Here is an 18,343-nt window from a genome sequence, read left to right as displayed (position 1 = left end):
TTCAGTTGTGAAGTCTGTGTTTAGAGCTGTACCCCACCGGCAGCGAGGTCGATCTTGAGCTGCGCGGTTTCCTCTGGGGAGAGCTCCACCAGGGGGAGCCGGAGCGGTCCGGCCGGGAGGCCCTGGAGGGCCAGTGCCGCCTTGGTGGTGATGACACCCTGCGTACGGAACATGCCCGTGAACACCGGAAGCAGCTGCTGGTGGATCTCGGTGGCCTTCTGGACGTCACCGGTGAGGTGGGCGTCGAGGAGGGCGCGGAGCTCCGGGGTGACGACATGGCCGACGACGGAGACAAAGCCGATTGCGCCGACCGAAAGCAGCGGGAGGTTGAGCATGTCGTCGCCGGAGTACCAGGCGAGACCGCTACGGGCGATGGCCCAGCTGGCGCGGCCCAGGTCACCCTTGGCGTCCTTGTTGGCGACAATACGCGGGTGCTCGGCGAGGCGCACGAGAGTTTCGGTGTCGATCGGGACGCCGCTGCGGCCTGGGATGTCGTAGAGCATCACGGGCAGTTCCGTGGCATCCGCGATGGCCGAGAAGTGCCGGAACAGGCCCTCCTGGGGGGGCTTGTTGTAGTACGGCGTCACAGCCAGCAGGCCGTGCGCTCCGGAGCGTTCGGCTGTGCGGGCGAGCTCGATGCTGTGGCGGGTGTCGTTGGTGCCGATACCGGCCACGACATGGGCCCGGTCTCCGACCGCTTCCAGTACAGCCCGTACGAGCTGGTCTTTCTCCGCGTCGCTGGTGGTCGGCGACTCACCGGTGGTGCCGTTGATGATCAGGCCGTCATTGCCTGCGTCCACCAGATGGGTGGCCAGTCGCTGGGCGCCGGCGAGGTCGAGTGCGCCGTCCGTCGTGAAGGGCGTGACCATAGCGGTGAGGACCCGCCCGAACGGGGTCTGCGGAGTGGAGATCGGAGCCATGGGTAACACGCTACTCGCTGCTCAGTACGCAGTGTCCCCTCGGGGGGACGTGACGTACAACCCGACAAGCGGAGCCCGGCACTGCCTGCTCGGGGGTTCAAGCAGTGCCGGGTCCGTTTGATCAGCCTAGATGAAGTACTCGAAACGCCGCAATCCGGACACTTCATCGGGCTGGCCGTACATCTGTGCCCTACGGAGCGACGCGGCCGTTGGCGTTGAAGGCTGCGTAGGTGAGCGGCATGAGCTTCGCCCAGTGCGCTTCCATCTTCTCGCCGACCATCTCGATCTCCCGCTGCGGGAAGGACGGGACCGCTGCCAGCTCGTGCTGGGTGCGGAGGCCGAGGAAGTGCATCAGTGAGCGGGCGTTGCAGGTGGCGTACATGGAGGAGAACAGGCCCACCGGGAGGACGGCACGCGCGACCTCGCGGGCGACGCCCGCGGCCAGCATCTCCTGGTATGTCTCGTACGACCGGCGGTACGAGTCCTCCATGGACTCGGTCACGATCTTCTGCTGCTCCGATGTGCCTTCGACGAAGACGTACTTGCCGGGGCGGCCCTCCTGGACCAGCTTGCGGTCCGCGCCGGGGACGTAGAAGACCGGCTGCAGCTCGCGGTAGCGGCCGGACTCCTCGTTGTACGACCAGCCGACGCGGTGCCGCATGAACTCACGGAAGACGAAGATCGGGGCGCTGATGAAGAAGGTCATCGAGTTGTGCTCGAAGGGGCTGCCGTGGCGGTCCCGCATCAGGAAGTTGATGAGTCCCTTGGAGCGCTCCGGGTCCCTCTGCAGCTCCTCCAGAGACTGCTCGCCCGCCGTGGAGACTCGGGCGGCCCACAGCACGTCGGAGTCGCCGGCGGTGTGCTTCACCAGTTCAACGGTGACATCGCTGCGGAAACTGGGCGTGGCGGTCTCGGCGGGGGTGTCGGTCACCGACAGGGTCCTTCCAACGTCTTCGCTCGGGCGGCGCCCACTCTAGACCACCTCGCGCATCGACAATCTTCAGCTATTTCGGCGAAATCGGGCACCGATGTGGCCTTCCGCTCGTCTGTACCGGTAGCAGCGTTCCGTCATCAGCAGTCAAGGAGAGTGCCCTGATGTTCCGCCGGCGAGAGGCCGTCCCTTTCGCGTTCGTCGCCGAGGCCGATCACTTCCGCAGCAACGTCACTCCCCCGCCCCGCGAACGCCCCAGCGTCTCGCAGCTCGCCGGCCGTACGCTGATCGGGCTGACCATCGCCTGTGGACTGGTCGGCGCGCTGCTCTTCGGGCTTCCCTCGCTGGAATCCGGCCGGACGGCGGGGCATTCGCAGCAGTCCCAGGCGTCCGACAGCCGCTGACTCGTACGGCCCCCCTGGAGTGGTCGGTCAGAGGCGTCCTCGGTAGCCTCACCAGGCACAGCCCAATCGAGTGTGCTGGTGAGTGAGGATCAGTCGTGCCCCTGCCCTTTCTGACAGCCGACCGCGCATTTGGCACAGACGCCGAGAACGCCGACGACATCGCGCTGCCCTTCGACGATCACGACACCTGGCGGCGTCCGTACCGTCCGGGCCCCTGGCGGGTCGCGGCGGCGGCTTTGTTGCTGCTGCTCGCCTCGTTCGTGCTCATCGCGGCGATGATCATCGCGTTCGCGGTTGCGCTGCCGGGGGCGGGACTGTGCCTGGGCGTGGGGCTCGCGCTGGTCGCCGCCGCACTGCGGCTGCTGCGCGCGGGTGTCTGGGTCAGCCGACACGGGGTACGGCGCGTGGGATTCCTTTCGACCACCACGGTGCCGTGGAACCGCGCTTCCGCGGTACGCACCGTGCAGCAGCCGGTGCGCTGGCTCGGGCTGCCGCGCACCGTGCAGGGCCAGGCGCTCGTCGTCGTACGACAGGGCGCCGAGCTGCTGCCGCTGCTCACCGATCACAACGCGGACTTCCTGTCGCGCGCCGAGGCGTTTGACCGGGCGGCGGACACGGTCGAGGCGTGGGGAGCGGAGTACCGCCGCGCCTGACCGGGGCCGGTGAGTCCGGGAGCCTTTCGGGGCTTCGCCGCGGAACCCGCTTGGAACCCGCTTCGGGGGCTCCGCCCCCGGCCCCCCTCCTCAATCGCCGGAGAGGCTTGATGTGGAGGGGCTTGTCGTGGCCGGGCGATCGTGCAGCGCGATCGCCCTTTGCATGGCCTTGCGGGCGCGCGGGGTGTCACGGGCATCGTGGTAGGCGACGGCGAGGCGGAACCAGCTGCGCCAGTCGTCCGGTGAATCCTCGGTCTCGGCGCGGCGCTTGGCGAACACGGCGTCCGCGGAGTCCCGGTCTATACGGCCGCCGGGCGTGTGCCTCGACTCATCGACCGGCAGGCCGCCCTCGGCCTCCAGCTCACGGGCCAGCCGATGGGCATTGCGCGCGAAGCGCGTGTTGTGCCGGAGGAACCAGACGCCGATGCACGGCAGCAGGAACGCCACCGCGCCCATCCCCATGGCGGCCGGCTCACCGGTCAGCATGAGCAGCACCCCCTCCAGCGCCACCACGCCGAAGACGATGACCAGCACAGTGGCGAGGAAGAAGTACGTGATCTTTCCGCCCATGGCCGTCAGCCGAGGTCGAGGAAGTTTTCCAGGCCGAAGGTGAGGCCTGGAGCGGACACCACACGGCGGACGCCGAGCAGGATGCCCGGCATGAAGCTGCTGTGATGCAGGGAATCGTGCCGGATGGTCAGCGTCTCGCCCTCGCCGCCGAGCAGGACTTCCTGGTGGGCGAGGAGTCCGCGCAGCCGGATGGCGTGCACGGGGACGCCGTCGACGTCCGCGCCGCGGGCGCCGTCCAGCGCGGTGACGGTCGCGTCGGGCTGCGGTGCGCAGCCCGCCTCGGCGCGGGCCGCCGCGATGAGCTGGGCGGTGCGGGTGGCGGTGCCGCTGGGGGCGTCGGCCTTGTTCGGGTGGTGCAGCTCGACGACCTCGACGGACTCGAAGTAACGCGCCGCCTGCTGCGCGAACTTCATGGTGAGGACCGCTCCGATGGAGAAGTTCGGCGCAATGAGCACGCCGGTCCTTGGCGATGCGGCGAGCGAGGTGTTCAGCTGCGCGAGGCGTTCGTCGGTCCAGCCGGTGGTGCCGACCACCGCGTGAATGCCGTGGCGTACGCAGAAGTCGAGATTGCCCATCACCGAGGCCGGCGTGGTCAGTTCGACCACGACCTGGGCGTCGGAATCCACCAGGGCTTCCAGTTTGTCGCCCCGGCCGAGTGCCGCGACCAGTTCCATGTCGTCGGCGGCCTCGACGGCTCGTACCGCTTCCGAGCCGATACGGCCCTTGGCGCCGAGAACGGCCACGCGCAGCTTGCTCATTGCTCTCTTCCTTACGGTTAGGAGACCACTTCGTGGAGTCGGTCCGCCTGCTTGTCCTTGAGCGGGCCGATCACCGACAACGACGGGCGCTGTCCCAGGATCTCGTCGGCCACCGCGCGCACCTCGTCAGGGGTGACGGCGGCTATCCGCGCGAGCATGTCGTCGACCGACATCTGCGAGCCCCAGCACAGCTCGCTCTTGCCGATACGGTTCATCAGCGCGCCCGTGTCCTCGAGGCCCAGCACTGTCGAGCCGGAGAGCTGGCCGACGGCGCGGCCGATCTCCTCGTCCGACAGACCGTCCGATGCGACGCGGTCGAGCTCGTCGCGGCAGATCTTGAGGACGTCGTGGACCTGGCTGGGCCGGCAGCCTGCGTAGACGCCGAAGAGGCCGGTGTCGGCGAAGCCCGAGGTGTACGAGTACACGCTGTAGGCGAGGCCGCGCTTCTCCCGTACCTCTTGGAAGAGGCGGGACGACATGCCGCCGCCGAGGGCCGTGTTCAGTACACCCAGCGCCCAGCGGCGCTCGTCGGTGCGGGCCAGACCCGGCATGCCGAGGACCACATGGGCCTGCTCGGTCTTGCGGTTGAGCAGTTCGACGCGGCCGGCCGTGCGCAGGGAGCGGTGTCCGTCGCGGGGCGGGGTCGGGGCCGCGTCCGTACGGGACAGGGCGCCGGCCTTCTCGAAGGCCTGGCGGACCTGGCGTACGACCGTGGCGTGGTCGATGTTGCCCGCGGCGGCTACGACCAGATGGGTCGGGTCGTAGTGCTTCTTGTAGAAGCGGCGGACGCGGTCCGCGGTGAGCGCGTTGACGGTGTCGACCGTGCCGAGGACCGGGCGGCCGAGAGGCGTGTCTCCGAACATGGTGTGCGCGAACAGGTCGTGCACACAGTCGCCCGGGTCGTCCTCGGTCATCGCGATCTCCTCGAGGATGACACCGCGCTCGGCGTCGACGTCCTCCTGCTGAATCAGCGAGCCGGTGAGCATGTCGCAGACCACGTCGATGGCGAGCGGCAGGTCGGTGTCGAGCACCCGTGCGTAGTAGCAGGTGTACTCCTTCGCCGTGAAGGCGTTCATCTCGCCGCCGACCGCGTCGATCGCCGAGGAGATGTCGAGGGCGGAGCGCTTGTGCGTGCCCTTGAAGAGGAGGTGCTCGAGGTAGTGCGTGGCGCCGCCCAGCGACGGCGTCTCGTCTCGGGAGCCGACGTTCGCCCAGATCCCGAAGGTGGCGGAGCGTACGGATGGCAGGGTCTCGGTGACGACGCGCAGGCCGCCGGGGAGGACGGTGCGGCGGACCGTGCCGATGCCGTTCTCGCCCTTGAGAAGCGTTTGGGTACGGGCGACGGCCCGCGCCTCCGAGGAGGTGCGGGCCGTCGTCGTGGAACTACGCGACGTCACTTGTCGGTGTCGTCCTTCTTGTCTTCGGCGTCCTCGCCCTCGATCACGGGGATCAGGGAGAGCTTGCCGCGGGAGTCGATCTCAGCGATCTCGACCTGGACCTTGGAGCCGACCGCGACCACGTCCTCGACGTTCTCCACACGCTTGCCACCGGCGAGCTTGCGGATCTGCGAGATGTGCAGCAGGCCGTCCTTGCCCGGGAGCAGGGACACGAACGCACCGAAGGTGGTGGTCTTGACGACCGTACCCAGGTAGCGCTCGCCGACCTCCGGCATGGTCGGGTTGGCGATGCCGTTGATCGTGGCGCGGGCGGCCTCGGCCTGCGAGCCCTGGGCGGCACCGATGTAGATGGTGCCGTCGTCCTCGATCGTGATGTCGGCGCCGGTGTCCTCCTGGATCTGGTTGATCATCTTGCCCTTGGGGCCGATGACCTCACCGATCTTGTCCACCGGGATCTTGACGGTGATGATCCGCGGGGCGTTCGGGGACATCTCGTCCGGGACGTCGATGGCCTCGTTCATCACATCGAGGATGTGGAGGCGGGCGTCGCGGGCCTGCTTCAGCGCGGCGGCCAGGACCGAGGCGGGGATGCCGTCGAGCTTGGTGTCGAGCTGGAGCGCGGTGACGAAGGTCTTCGTACCGGCGACCTTGAAGTCCATGTCACCGAAGGCGTCCTCCGCACCGAGGATGTCGGTGAGGGCGACGTAGTGGGTCTTGCCGTCGATCTCCTCGGAGATCAGGCCCATGGCGATACCGGCGACGGGGGCCTTGAGCGGCACACCGGCGTTCAGCAGCGACATGGTGGAGGCGCAGACCGAGCCCATGGACGTCGAGCCGTTGGAGCCCAGCGCCTCGGAGACCTGGCGGATGGCGTACGGGAACTCCTCGCGCGTCGGCAGCACCGGCACGATGGCGCGCTCGGCGAGCGCACCGTGGCCGATCTCGCGGCGCTTCGGCGAACCGACGCGGCCGGTCTCACCGACGGAGTACGGCGGGAAGTTGTAGTTGTGCATGTAGCGCTTGCGGGTCACCGGGGAGAGGGTGTCCAGCTGCTGCTCCATACGGAGCATGTTGAGGGTGGTGACGCCCAGGATCTGGGTCTCGCCACGCTCGAACAGCGCCGAGCCGTGCACGCGCGGGATGGCCTCGACCTCGGCGGCGAGCGTACGGATGTCCGTGACGCCACGGCCGTCGATACGGACCTTGTCCTTGATGACGCGCTCGCGGACCAGCTTCTTGGTCAGCGCCCGGTAGGCACCGGAGATCTCCTTCTCGCGGCCCTCGAACTGCGGGAGCAGCTTCTCGGCGGCGATCTCCTTGATGCGGTCGAGCTCGGCCTCGCGCTCCTGCTTGCCGGCGATGGTGAGCGCCTGCGCGAGCTCGCCCTTGACGGCGGCGGTCAGGGCCTCCAGAACGTCGTCCTGGTAGTCGAGGAAGACCGGGAACTCGCCGGTGGGCTTGGCGGCCTTGGCGGCGAGGTCCGACTGGGCCTTGCACAGCGCCTTGATGAAGGGCTTCGCGGCCTCGAGACCAGCGGCGACGATCTCCTCGGTCGGCGCCTCGGCGCCGCCCTTGACGAGCTCGATGGTCTTCTCGGTGGCCTCGGCCTCGACCATCATGATCGCGACGTCGCCGTCCTCGAGGACGCGACCGGCGACCACCATGTCGAAGACGGCGTCCTCGAGCTCGGTGTGCGTCGGGAAGGCGACCCACTGGCCCTTGATCAGGGCGACACGGGTGCCGCCGATCGGGCCGGAGAAGGGCAGGCCGGCCAGCTGCGTGGAGCAGGAGGCGGCGTTGATCGCGACCACGTCATACAGGTGGTCGGGGTTGAGCGCCATGATCGTCTCGACGATCTGGATCTCGTTGCGCAGGCCCTTCCTGAAGGAGGGGCGCAGCGGGCGGTCGATCAGGCGGCAGGTGAGGATCGCGTCCTCGGAGGGCCGGCCCTCACGACGGAAGAAGGAGCCGGGAATCTTGCCGGCTGCGTACATCCGCTCCTCGACGTCCACCGTCAGGGGGAAGAAGTCGAGCTGGTCCTTGGGCTTCTTGGAAGCGGTGGTGGCCGACAGCACCATGGTGTCGTCGTCCAGGTACGCCACGGCGGAACCGGCGGCCTGCTTGGCCAGGCGGCCCGTCTCGAAGCGGATGGTGCGGGTGCCGAAGGTTCCGTTGTCGATAACGGCCTCGGCGTAGTGGGTCTCGTTCTCCACTAGCGTTTTCTCCTCGTCTTCGTCCCCTCGCCCGTGTGGCGGAGGACGTGGCGGAGAAGCTCTCGTTCTGCGGGCCGGTCTTCGATCGAAGCACCCGGGGTGTTGTTCTCCGGGGGCCACTACCGAGGACCGGCGGCGGGGAGACGGCTTCTCGCTCGTTCAGTTTTGCTCTACGCGATCCAGACTAATTGGCGTCCGGTACGTAGCGCACGTACAGCAAAGGGAGCGGCCCCCTAAGAGTGGGAACCGCTCCCTCCACCAACGTCTTACTTGGCGCCGCCGGCCGCACCACGGCGGATGCCGAGGCGGTCGACGAGCGCACGGAAGCGCTGGATGTCCTTCTTGGCCAGGTACTGCAGCAGACGGCGGCGCTGGCCGACCAGGATCAGCAGACCACGGCGGGAGTGGTGGTCGTGCTTATGCGTCTTGAGGTGCTCGGTCAGGTCCGAGATACGGCGGGAGAGCATCGCCACCTGGACCTCGGGGGAGCCGGTGTCGCCCTCCTTGGTGCCGAACTCGGTCATGATCTGCTTCTTCGTAGCGGCGTCGAGAGACACTCGGTACTCCTCTTTGATGTTCGATGCGCCCACGAGTGCCCCTGGTCTTGATCTCAGGGGAGCTTCCGTGACTCGGAGGCGAAGGTCCGATGAGCGCAGACCGCAGAGTTTCAGAGAAGCTCCGGAGGTCGCGTACACAAACGGCCGTCACACAGCGTACCAGCCCGCGGCGGCGCCTCCGGCGAGTGCCACCGCCGCCTCCGGCGGGTGCTCCTAGCTGGTCAGCGAGCGGGCCGCGCTGTAGATGTCGAGTACGGCGAGGCAGAGCGGGACCAGCGAGAGCAGCACCAGACTCTCGGTGAGGTCGAGCAGCCGGCCCCAGAAGGGCGAGAGGCCCTTCCTGGGTATGACCAGGCCGATCGCGGTGATCACGGCCGCGCCGGCGGCGACGGCAGCGGTGAGCCAGATCGTACGGATGTCCAGGCCGCCTCGGTCCCCGTACATCAGGAGGTCCTTGATCAGGTCGACGGGCGGGTTCAGGGAGAGGCCGAGGACCAGCAGCGCGATCGCGGCGATGCCCGCCACCAGGGTGCAGGCGACCTGCGAGGTGTAGCGGAAGAGCCGGGCGCGCAGCAGCATCGCGAGGCCGGCTGCCAGCGCGAGGAACTGACCCCAGATGCTGTGGGAGAAGCCGAGTACGGCGGCGCAGCCGACGACGACAGCGGCGCAGCCGCCGACCAGGCCGAGCAGCATCTCGTGGCCGCGGCGCGCCTGGGCCGCGATCCGCCCGGCGTCGACGGGCTGGGCCTCGGGCGTCTCGTGGGGGTCGGCGAAGGAGTCGTCGTAGCCCTCGGCTGCGCTGCGCGGGGATGCGTAGCCGATGGGCAGCCGGGCGAAGCGGGCGGAGAGGCCGGGCAGGAAGGCGACGAGGCCGATGGCGACCGGGGCGACGACGGCCGCCGTCTCGGTGGCGGCGGCCTCGGTGAGGATCATCAGGAACGTCGCGAGGGTGCCGGTGGCCCCCAGGAAGGTGGCCGCGACGAAGGGGGCGTCGCCGCTGGGGGTGAGCGCGACCAGGGCGACCGAGGCGACCAGCACGGTGACGCAGCCGAGCAGGAACTGAAGCCGGCCGGGGCCGGCACCGGCGTCCGGGCCGATGATTCCGGAGCCCGCGATGAGCAGCAGCGGCAGGGCGCCGAGTCCGAGAGCGACGGCGGTGGCGCGGTCCGAGTACACCCTGGCCCGTACGCCCGCGAAGGCGGTGAGCAGCAGACCTCCCGCGCCCGCGATGATGCCCGGCAGGCTGTGCATGTCGTGGCGGACCGGGTCGGCGAACCAGAGCACGAAGCCCATCAGGACGAGCAGCAGGACAGCGCCGACCAGGCCGGCACCGCGCAGCAGGTCGTCGCTCCACAGATGGCGGTCGCGGGTGACCGCGGAGGCGACGGCGTCGGAGACATCGTCGAAGACGGCGGGCGGCAGTGACTCGGCGAAGGGACGCAGACTCAAGACCTCGCCGTCCAGCACCTGTTGGGCGCTGAGCGAGCGGGCGCCCTCGAGTACGGTGCCGTCGCGGCGTACCAAGTGGTAGCCGGTCGGGGCGCCCGGGGACTGCGTCTGGCCGGTCAGACGCAGGATTTCCGGGTAGACGTCGGCGACGGCGATGTCCTCCGGGAGGGCAACATCGATTCGGCTGTCCGGCGCCACGACGGTGACGCGGCAGAAGCCGGTCGCTGCGGTCGTACTCACTGTCTGGACCCCCTGGTTCGCCCTGATTCGCGGTTGCGCACGGTGCGCGCGACACCCTACCGGGACACGGGGAAGGGGCCTGCAAGTAGGATCACCGTCGCGCGGAGGGAAGTCCGCAGCAAAGGCAGTCACGGGGGCGCCGGTGCGGAATCAGCCCGTCCGTCTTCCGTCCGTATCAAGGGATTGATGCTCCGGTGAGCCAGATCGTCGTGAAACGCCCGCCGAGGTCGCTGCCGCCTGAAGTGCCCACGGAGGAGCTGGCTCTGGAGGCACCTCCGGAGCTGCCGCGGGGTCAGCAGGAGGGCATGCTGATGCAGATCCTGCCGGTCCTCGGCATGGGCTCTTCGGTGGTCTTCTTCTTCTCGCCGCAGGCGCCTCCGTTCATGCGCATCATGGGCGTGATGATGCTGGTCTCGACCGTCGGGATGGTCGTCGCCCAGATCGTCAGGTTCCGCAAGGGTACGCAGGGGCAAATGGCGGATGTCCGCCGCGACTACCTCAAATACCTCGCACAGACCCGGCGTACGGTGCGCAAGACCGCGCGCAAGCAGCGCGATGCCCAGCTCTATCTGCACCCCTCACCCGAGCAGCTCTGGTCCGTGGTGGCCGAGGGCTCGCGGGTCTGGGAACGGCGCGTGGGCGACAACGACTTCGGGCAGGTACGCATCGGTCTCGGCGCGCAGCAGCTGGCCACGCCGCTCGTAGCGCCGGACACCGCCCCGGTGGACGAGCTGGAGCCGCTCTCGGCCGGTGCGATGCAGCAGTTCCTCGCGGTGCACGGCTCGTTGGACGGGCTGCCGATGGCGGTCTCGATCCGCGCCTTCTACCACGTGACGGTCTCCGGTGAGCCGGAGTCGGCGCAGTCCACGGCGCGGGCGCTGGTCTCCCAGCTGGTGACACTGCACTCCCCCGAGGACCTGATGGTCGTGGTGGTGGCTGCGCCCGGAGCCGTCCCGCGCTGGGACTGGACGAAGTGGCTGCCGCATACGCAGGTGTTCGGTCAGGTGGACGGCGCCGGTACGAAGCGGCTGTTCGGCGACGACCTCGGTGAGCTGGAGCAGCTGCTCCACAGCCGACTCGACGGGCGGCCGCGGTTCAGCCGGGAGAACCAGCCGGTCCTGGACCAGCCGCATATCGTTGTCGTACTGGACGGCGGGATGGTGCCGCCGGACTCGCTGTTCGCGGCGGCCGAGGGTCTGCAGGGCGTGACCATCGTCGAGGTCGTCTCCGGCGATCTGGACGAGCCGCGCGGCGGTCTTTCGGTGGTCGTACGGCCCGGGCGGCTGCGTCTCGAGTCCGGTTCACGGGTGGCGTACGAGGGTGTGCCTGACGGGATTTCGCTGCCGGCCGCCGAGGCGCTCTCACGTCAGCTTGCGCCGCTGCGGATGGGCGGTGGCGACGACGACGAACCGCTGCTCGCCAACCTGGACTTCACCGATCTGCTGAACCTGGGGGACGCCGCGTCCATAGACGTGGTCCGCACCTGGCGGCCGAGGTCGGTCGCCGAGCGGCTGCGGGTGCCGATCGGTGTCGGCGAGGACGGCCAGCCGGTGATGCTGGATCTCAAGGAGGCCGCGCAGGAGGGCATGGGCCCGCACGGTCTGTGCGTCGGCGCCACCGGTTCCGGTAAGTCGGAGCTGCTGCGCACCCTGGTGCTCGGCCTCGCGGTCACACATACGTCGGAGACGCTGAACTTCGTCCTCGCGGACTTCAAGGGTGGTGCGACCTTCACCGGAATGTCGCAGATGCCGCATGTCGCGGCCGTGATCACCAACCTGGCGGACGACCTCACACTGGTCGACCGCATGGGTGACGCGATCCGCGGTGAACTGCAGCGCCGGCAGGAGCTGCTGCGCTCGGCGGGCAACTACGCCAACATCCACGACTACGAGAAGGCGCGCGCGGCGGGAGCCCCGCTGGAGCCGCTCGCCTCGCTCGTCCTCGTCATCGACGAGTTCTCCGAACTCCTCACCGCCAAGCCCGACTTCATCGACATGTTCATCCAGATCGGCCGTATCGGCCGTTCGCTGGGTGTACATCTGCTGCTGGCCTCGCAGCGCCTGGAGGAGGGCAAGCTGCGCGGCCTCGACACCTATCTCTCGTACCGGATCGGTCTGCGGACCTTCTCGGCGGCCGAGTCGCGCACGGCGCTGGGTGTGCCCGACGCGTACCACCTGCCGTCGGTGCCCGGTTCCGGCTATCTGAAGTTCGGTACGGACGAGATGACCCGCTTCAAGGCGGCGTACGTCTCCGGCACGTACCGCACCAGTGGTCCGGATCTGTCGGTGGGCCAGCTGCCCATCGAGCGGCGGCCCGTGGTCTTCACCGCGACTCCGGTGCCGGTGGTGTACGCGGCACCCGATCCCGCCGCGCTGGCCGCCGCCAACGCCGCCGAGGACGAGGCGCTCGCCGACACGGTGCTGGATGTGATCGTGCGCAAGCTGGAGGGTCAGGGTGTGCCCGCCCACCAGGTGTGGCTGCCGCCGCTGGACCAGGCGCCCACGCTGGACCAGTTGCTGCCCGGTCTGGCGCCGACCGCGGACCGCGGTCTCACCGCGACCGAGTACACGCGTCCGGGCGGTCTCACCGTCCCGCTCGGCCTGATCGACAAGCCCTTCGAGCAGCGTCGCGAGGTGCTGTACCGGGACTTCTCCGGAGCGGCGGGCCACATGATGGTCGTCGGCGGTCCGCAGTCCGGCAAGTCGACGCTGATGCGGACGCTGATCTCCTCGTTCGCGCTCACCCACACCCCGGCCGAAGTGCAGTTCTACGCGCTCGACTTCGGCGGTGGCGGTCTGTCCTCGCTCTCCGACCTGCCGCATGTCGGCGGTATCGCCTCACGGCTCGACCCTGAGCGGGTGCGCCGTGCGGTCGCCGAGGTGATGGGCGTACTCAACCGGCGTGAGGAGTTCTTCCGCGCCAACAACATCGACTCCATCGCCACCTACCGGCGCAGGCGCGCCGCCGGCGAGCTGCCCGGCGAGGCCTGGGGGGATGTCTTCCTGGTCATCGACGGCTGGGGCGGCTTCAAGAACGACTACGAGATGCTGGAGCCGGTCGTCGCCGATCTCACGGCGCGCGGCCTGGGCTACGGCATCCATGTCATCATCACCGCCGCCCGCTACATGGAGGTACGTGCGGCGCTGAAGGACCAGATGCTGGGGCGGCTGGAGCTGCGGCTCGGTGACGTCATGGACTCGGAGTTCGACCGCAAGGTCGCGGCGAACGTCCCGGCCGGCGTGCCGGGCCGTGGCCAGGTGCCGGAGAAGCTGCACTTCATGACGGCTCTGCCTCGTATCGACTCGATCAGCAGCTCCGGCGATCTGTCGGAGGGCACGGCCGCCTTTGTGCAGGCGGTCAAGGGGAGCTGGGCGGGGCCTGCGGCGCCGGCCGTCCGGCTGCTGCCGCGCCGGCTGCCCGCCGAGGAGCTGCCCAAGGGCTTCGAGTATCCGCAGCACGGCATCGCGATCGGCATCGACGAGACCAACCTGGAGCCGGTGTTCGTCGACTTCGAGAGCGACCCGTTCTTCCTGATCTTCGGCGAGAGCGAGTCCGGGAAGACGGCGCTGCTGCGGCTGATCGCCAAGCAGATCTCCGAGCGCTACACCCCGGAGCAGGCACGGATCGTGGTCGGCGACTACCGGCGCACGATGCTGGAGGCCGTACCGGCCTCCCATCTGCTGGAGTACGCGCCGATGACGTCCGCGATGGAAATGCACATGGACGCGATCAACACGGTGATGGGCAAGCGCGCGCCGAAGCCGGACATCACACCGCAGCAGCTGCGCGACCGCAGTTGGTGGACCGGGCCGCAGCTCTTCGTCCTCATCGACGACTACGAGCTGGTCGCCACCAACTCCGGCAATCCGCTGTCGGTACTGGTGGACAATCTGCCGTTCGCGCGTGATGTCGGCATCCGCTTCATCATCGCGCGCAGTGCGGCCGGAGCTTCACGGGCGATGTACGAGTCGTTCATGCAGCGGATCAAGGAGCTGGGCGCGCAGGGCGTCATCCTCTCCGGCGACCCGGGCGAGGGAGACATCCTCGGCAATGTCCGGGCGCGTCCGATGCCGCCGGGACGTGGCACTTTCGTGTCCCGCAAGCGGGGCGCACCGCTGGTCCAGGTGGGCTGGCTGCCGGATCAGTAGTCCCTCGAGGCACACATCCGGCACGTCCCGGCAGCCGTCAAGGCTCCCGGGACGCACCAAGTAGTGTGGTTGCGCACCTCGTTCATCGCACCTGGGAGGGACCGCGCCGATGGCTGACGCAAGCGAGAAGGAACGCCAGAAGGAAGAGCTGTACGCCCTCGACATCTCCGGTGTGGAGTGGCTCAGCGCGCCCGGCACGAGCAAGGACGAGGAGCGCGTCGAGATCGCTCATCTGCCGGGCGGGGCGGTCGCGATGCGCTCGTCGCTGGAGCCGGAGACGGTGCTGCGGTACACGGAGGCCGAGTGGCGCGCGTTCGTACTCGGCGCGCGTGACGGCGAGTTCGACCTCAAGTAACTGCCATCACGCAAGGGGGGTTGCCCGCTGGTGCGGGCAACCCCCCTTTGTGCGGTGCGGGACGCTCGTCAGTGCATCATCCGGAAACGGGCGGCATTGCCCTTGTCCGTGTCCGTGTAGCCCACGACGGACTCGTTGAGCAGGCGCGCGATCGTGTGCAGGTCCGTGGTCAGTCCGTCCATGTCGGCGGAGAGCTGGGCCTGGATCGCGACATAGGCCTCCTTGGCCTCACCGTCCCAGCCGCCTGCGACGCCCCTGACGTGGGTCATCAGGGTGGTGAGCTGTTCATTCAGGTCCGAGGCGGTCTTCGTGGTGTCGCGAGCCGCCTGCGTCACTGTGTCGTAGTTGACTTCCATGGTCATTCTTTACTCCTGGTGACGAAGTTCAGCGAACGGGGCAGACGGCTCACATGCCGAGAATGGCGCTCTCGTTGGCCTTGGTGTGAGCGTTCTCCATCTTGGCGAACGACGACATGCGTTCCCGCTCCTGCTCGTCGAAGCCGTCGGCGCTCATCTTCACCAGGTTCTGGAGGTTCTCGAGGTCGCGCTGCACGCTCGAAAGCTTCCGGTTCAGTTCGGACTGCGTGATGTCGTACTGCGCGCTCGCCGCACCCTTCCAGCCACCCTGAATGAGGTCGACCACTCGGTTGAGGTCTTTGATGCGGTCGCGCAGATTGTCCTGGAAGTTCTGGATCTTGGTTGACAGCCCCGTAATATCGGAACTGGTTACCTTCAGGTCTTGCTTCGACATCTGTGCCCTTCTTCCTACGACGGTGCTGTAGACGGAAGCCAATTGGATGCCGCCCCCGTACGGACACAGTTCTCACTGAGTCCTATAGCCACTCTATCCACTTGATACGACAGTTCCAACTGCAAAGTCCCGTATGGAGACTTGGCTCACTGGGCCCTTTTGCGCCGGGTGTCCCGGACAACCGTTGCCGCCCCCGCGACCACTGCCACCAGTACGACGCCGATGCCCAACGCGTAGGTTGCGTACCGCTCCTTGCGTTCCTGAGCGGTCTCGGTCATCGCAAGATGGGCGGGCTCCGGCGCGGGCGGCTTCGGCGGGCCGGGGTCGGCGTGCGGTGCGTCGATCGGACGGCCGTCGCCGCTGAGCGCGCGCACCGGGTCGATCACACCCCAACCGACGAAACTGTCCTTGCCGTTGATGCTGCGCTCGGCGGTCTGCTCGATCTGCGCGATGATCTGCGGCACGGTCCAGCCGGGGTACTTGGCCTTGAGCAGCGCCGCGACACCGGCGACGTACGGCGCGGAGAAGCTGGTGCCGTTGTCGACGCACTGCCCGTTGCCGGGGACGGTGGAGACGACGTCGACTCCGGGGGCGGCGATGCCGACGAAGCCGCCCGCCTGCGAGAAGACCGCCCGTTCGTTGTTGCGGTCGGAGGAGGCGACGGCGAGAACGCCCGGGAACGCTGCGGGGTAGGTGTCCTTCAGCTTGCCGTCCATACCGTCGTTGCCGGCGGAGGCGACCACGACGATCTTCTTCTGGATCGCCTGCTGTATCGCCTTGTTGAGGGTCGAGTCGAGCGAGAGCGGCTTCGTCGTGTCCTGGGAGATGTTGATGACGTCGGCGCCCTTGGCGATGGCGTGCTCGATCGCCGTGGCCATCGTCTTGTCGTTGCCGCTGTTCTTCTCGTCGTTCTGGCGGATGGGGATGATCGTGGCCTCGGGCGCCAGTCCGACGAAGCCGGTGCCCTTGCGGGGACGCGCAGCGATGATCCCGGCGACCTTGGTGCCGTGGCCGACCTCGTCGACCGTGCCGTCGGTCTTGCCGCGCTTGTCGTCGCTCGGGCTGTTCTTGTCGGGCTTGAGGAGGTCCTTGCCCGCGGAGGCGTCGACGGCGGACTTGAGCTGGACGTTGGCGTTGTCCACGCCGGTGTCGATGACCGCGACCCGGACGCCTTTGCCCTTGGTGTCCTGCCACAACTCGTCGAGCAGCACCCGCTGGAGCGGCCAGGGGATCCCCTCGATCTGCTGCTTCATCGGAAAGGTGCACTCGCCGCTGCCGTTGATGCCCAGCTGGTGCGGGACTTCGTCGGCGCATGCGGCCGGGGACACGGCCGACAGACCCGTCAGCGCCGCCGCGGCGGTCAGCAGCGCGGTCTTCCTGCGCAGGTGCAGCATCGGTCGCACTCCCCTACGAACCCTGCGGCTGACGCGCGCTGTTGGTGTCGAGCCGGGGTCCCTTGGACAGGAACTCCGACCAGTTGATCGGTACGAGGGTCGGAGTGACCTTCTCGTATCCGAGCCGGATCTGCGCCTGGCTGGGCTCGGGCCGGCCGTCCTGCTGCTTCTGCTGGTCGCCCGTGCCGATGTCGGAGCGGTTCGCGTCGCTGTCGCCGTTCGCCTGGACGGCGTACCGCAGTCCGGTGTCGGTCACCAGGAAGAGCGAGCCGTCGGGCTTGGTCTGCTTGCCCTGGACCTGCGTGTAGAGAAGACCGGTTCCGGGGGTGACATAGGTGCTGGTGCCGCCTGCGGTTATCTCCGCGGGGTACTCGGAGCCGGCCCAGGTGGACAGGGTCGTACGGCCCTTGTCGTCGACCTTGCGCAGCACGCTGCAGACGGTGTCGCGGTCGCCGCCCCGGGAGTTGACCTGCTTCGACCTGAGCGAGGGCCAGTGGTACTGAGCGCCGAAGAAGTCACTCTCCGGGGCGAACGACGCCGCGTCGACGCTGACCGCCTCGCCGCGCATGTTGAGCTTGTCGGTCTGCGGGGAGTTGATGAGCAGCCAGGCGGTGAAGTCGGAGACCGGCTGGACCTTGCCGGGCAGCACGACGTAGTGCTGCGGCCCGGAGCCGGTCTGGGCCTGGAGGACCATGCCGACCTGGTCCTGCTCGCTCGTCAGCCCGCCGCCGATGCCCGCGCTCGCGCCGACCTGGCCGGGGATGGCGGGAAAGTCGACCGGGGTGCCGTCGTGCAGCGTCGCCAGCCAGTCGTCGGTGACGGACTGCGGCTCCTTGCTGCCGACCAGGGCGCGGGTGAGGAACCCGGCATCGCTCTGGCTGCCGCGCACCAGGTACTTGGTGCCGCCGGCGTCCACGAGGTAGCGCAGCCCGTTCTGGCCCTTGACGTACAGGACTTGGCCACCGCTGAGGCGCTGCTCGCCCTCGGTCCGCTTCATATCGCGGTCGCCCAGGACGAAGGTCGCCTTCTGCACGGTGCCGCCCTTACCGCCGCCGGGCTGCTCGCAGACCGCCCAGCGCTTGGACTCGGCGGCCTCCTTGGCGGACGGCAGTCGGTCGGGTGCGTACGGAATGCCGAGAATCGGGCCGCGCGGGGGCTTGCCCGAGTCCAGGATGTCGTCGCTTACCTGGATCACCTTGAACTGCTGGGGGGTGAGCAGCAGTCGCGCGGACGCGAGGTTCAGAACGGGGTGGAGGAGGACCTTCTGGTTCTTGCCCTTGCCGGTGGCGAGGACGACATAGCGCGTGGTGGAGTCCTTGCCGACGATCACCTTGGTGCCGGGCTGGGCCCAGTCCTTGGGAGCCACGGGCTTGAACATGCCGAAGGCGCCGAATCCCGCCACGACCAGCGCACCGACGATGATGCTGGGGACGACGGCGCGCATCGGGCGCGGTGCCCCCTCCTCCGTACCCGTGGTGGACGGTTGGAGGAATGCCGCCACCGTGCGCTTCTTCGCAAAGGTGTACGCGTTGAGCTCATCCCGCCGTGATGCCATGAGTCCCCATTGGTAAAGAAGGCACTGATTCTCCCCGCGGGGACTTTGT

General features: G+C 68.4%; 16 protein-coding genes. 4 read left to right on the top strand and 12 right to left on the bottom strand.

The genetic code is table 11. From position 1 onward, the window contains the following. Positions 1-20: 20 nt before the first annotated feature. Complete coding sequence (gene dapA, locus OG735_RS31030) at positions 21-920, bottom strand: 4-hydroxy-tetrahydrodipicolinate synthase (RefSeq protein WP_327326432.1); 900 nt, start codon at positions 918-920, stop codon at positions 21-23. A 190-nt stretch (positions 921-1,110) separates the two neighbouring features. Beyond that, a complete protein-coding gene (gene thyX / locus OG735_RS31025; RefSeq protein ID WP_327326431.1) occupies positions 1,111-1,851 on the bottom strand; it encodes an FAD-dependent thymidylate synthase in 741 nt (246 codons plus the stop codon). 164 nt (positions 1,852-2,015) lie between these two features. On the opposite strand from thyX, the gene OG735_RS31020 reads away from it, so the two are divergent. Both OG735_RS31020 and OG735_RS31015 read left to right on the top strand, forming a co-directional pair. Then, on the top strand, positions 2,016-2,255 hold the full coding sequence (locus tag OG735_RS31020; RefSeq protein WP_327326430.1) for a hypothetical protein: 240 nt from the start codon (positions 2,016-2,018) through the stop codon (positions 2,253-2,255). Between the two features lie 95 nt (positions 2,256-2,350). Then, positions 2,351-2,908 (top strand): hypothetical protein, encoded by a 558-nt coding sequence (locus tag OG735_RS31015; protein ID WP_327326429.1) that lies wholly within the window; start codon positions 2,351-2,353, stop codon positions 2,906-2,908. 90 nt (positions 2,909-2,998) lie between these two features. On the opposite strand, the gene OG735_RS31010 is transcribed toward OG735_RS31015, so the two are convergent. From OG735_RS31010 to eccD, 6 genes are all read right to left on the bottom strand, one after another. Beyond that, on the bottom strand, positions 2,999-3,478 hold the full coding sequence (locus tag OG735_RS31010) for a hypothetical protein (protein ID WP_327326428.1): 480 nt from the start codon (positions 3,476-3,478) through the stop codon (positions 2,999-3,001). Between the two features lie 5 nt (positions 3,479-3,483). Further along, positions 3,484-4,236 (bottom strand): 4-hydroxy-tetrahydrodipicolinate reductase, encoded by a 753-nt coding sequence (gene dapB / locus OG735_RS31005; protein ID WP_327326427.1) that lies wholly within the window; start codon positions 4,234-4,236, stop codon positions 3,484-3,486. A 17-nt stretch (positions 4,237-4,253) separates the two neighbouring features. Next, positions 4,254-5,633, bottom strand: a complete 1,380-nt coding sequence (locus OG735_RS31000; protein WP_327326426.1) for a M16 family metallopeptidase — start codon at positions 5,631-5,633, stop codon at positions 4,254-4,256. Beyond that, positions 5,630-7,846: a polyribonucleotide nucleotidyltransferase gene (locus OG735_RS30995; protein ID WP_327326425.1), complete on the bottom strand. Its 2,217-nt coding sequence runs from the start codon at positions 7,844-7,846 to the stop codon at positions 5,630-5,632. Before OG735_RS30995 ends, OG735_RS31000 begins: the two co-directional genes overlap by 4 nt. 266 nt (positions 7,847-8,112) lie before the next feature. After that, a complete protein-coding gene (gene rpsO / locus OG735_RS30990) occupies positions 8,113-8,403 on the bottom strand; it encodes a 30S ribosomal protein S15 (protein ID WP_093600212.1) in 291 nt (96 codons plus the stop codon). A 213-nt stretch (positions 8,404-8,616) separates the two neighbouring features. Beyond that, complete coding sequence (eccD, locus tag OG735_RS30985) at positions 8,617-10,092, bottom strand: type VII secretion integral membrane protein EccD (RefSeq protein ID WP_327326424.1); 1,476 nt, start codon at positions 10,090-10,092, stop codon at positions 8,617-8,619. A gap of 194 nt (positions 10,093-10,286) precedes the next feature. Between eccD and eccCa the strand changes: the two genes are divergently transcribed. Together eccCa and OG735_RS30975 are read left to right on the top strand one after the other, a co-directional pair. Continuing rightward, positions 10,287-14,240 (top strand): type VII secretion protein EccCa, encoded by a 3,954-nt coding sequence (gene eccCa / locus OG735_RS30980; protein ID WP_327326423.1) that lies wholly within the window; start codon positions 10,287-10,289, stop codon positions 14,238-14,240. A 109-nt stretch (positions 14,241-14,349) separates the two neighbouring features. Continuing rightward, entirely contained in the window at positions 14,350-14,595 is a 246-nt protein-coding gene (locus OG735_RS30975) for a DUF397 domain-containing protein (RefSeq protein ID WP_327326422.1), read from the top strand. A gap of 68 nt (positions 14,596-14,663) precedes the next feature. On the opposite strand, the gene OG735_RS30970 is transcribed toward OG735_RS30975, so the two are convergent. The 4 genes from OG735_RS30970 to eccB form a co-directional block, all read right to left on the bottom strand. Continuing rightward, a complete protein-coding gene (locus OG735_RS30970; protein WP_327326421.1) occupies positions 14,664-14,957 on the bottom strand; it encodes a WXG100 family type VII secretion target in 294 nt (97 codons plus the stop codon). Between the two features lie 43 nt (positions 14,958-15,000). Next, positions 15,001-15,345, bottom strand: a complete 345-nt coding sequence (locus OG735_RS30965) for a WXG100 family type VII secretion target (RefSeq protein WP_327326420.1) — start codon at positions 15,343-15,345, stop codon at positions 15,001-15,003. 146 nt (positions 15,346-15,491) lie between these two features. Next, positions 15,492-16,739 (bottom strand): type VII secretion-associated serine protease mycosin, encoded by a 1,248-nt coding sequence (gene mycP / locus OG735_RS30960; RefSeq protein WP_327326419.1) that lies wholly within the window; start codon positions 16,737-16,739, stop codon positions 15,492-15,494. 13 nt (positions 16,740-16,752) lie between these two features. Further along, complete coding sequence (eccB, locus tag OG735_RS30955) at positions 16,753-18,294, bottom strand: type VII secretion protein EccB (protein WP_327326418.1); 1,542 nt, start codon at positions 18,292-18,294, stop codon at positions 16,753-16,755. Between the last annotated feature and the right edge of the window lie 49 nt (positions 18,295-18,343).

Origin of the sequence: Streptomyces sp. NBC_01210 (assembly GCF_036010325.1) — a bacterium.
In the GTDB taxonomy this organism is placed as follows: Bacteria; Actinomycetota; Actinomycetes; order Streptomycetales; family Streptomycetaceae; genus Streptomyces.
The sequence above is the reverse complement of the archived record's forward strand: the minus strand, read 5'-3'. Positions and strand labels throughout refer to the sequence as shown.

Bases quoted from the DNA above. Each gene is read 5' to 3' on its own strand.
- OG735_RS30970 (WP_327326421.1), bottom strand. From the start codon at position 14,957: ATGACCATGGAAGTCAACTACGACACAGTGACGCAGGCGGCTCGCGAC.
- dapA (WP_327326432.1), bottom strand. From the start codon at position 920: ATGGCTCCGATCTCCACTCCGCAGACCCCGTTCGGGCGGGTCCTCACC.
- OG735_RS30965 (WP_327326420.1), bottom strand. From the start codon at position 15,345: ATGTCGAAGCAAGACCTGAAGGTAACCAGTTCCGATATTACGGGGCTG.
- OG735_RS31020 (WP_327326430.1), top strand. From the start codon at position 2,016: ATGTTCCGCCGGCGAGAGGCCGTCCCTTTCGCGTTCGTCGCCGAGGCC.
- OG735_RS31010 (WP_327326428.1), bottom strand. From the start codon at position 3,478: ATGGGCGGAAAGATCACGTACTTCTTCCTCGCCACTGTGCTGGTCATC.
- eccB (WP_327326418.1), bottom strand. From the start codon at position 18,294: ATGGCATCACGGCGGGATGAGCTCAACGCGTACACCTTTGCGAAGAAG.
- OG735_RS30975 (WP_327326422.1), top strand. From the start codon at position 14,350: ATGGCTGACGCAAGCGAGAAGGAACGCCAGAAGGAAGAGCTGTACGCC.
- dapB (WP_327326427.1), bottom strand. From the start codon at position 4,236: ATGAGCAAGCTGCGCGTGGCCGTTCTCGGCGCCAAGGGCCGTATCGGC.
- mycP (WP_327326419.1), bottom strand. From the start codon at position 16,739: ATGCTGCACCTGCGCAGGAAGACCGCGCTGCTGACCGCCGCGGCGGCG.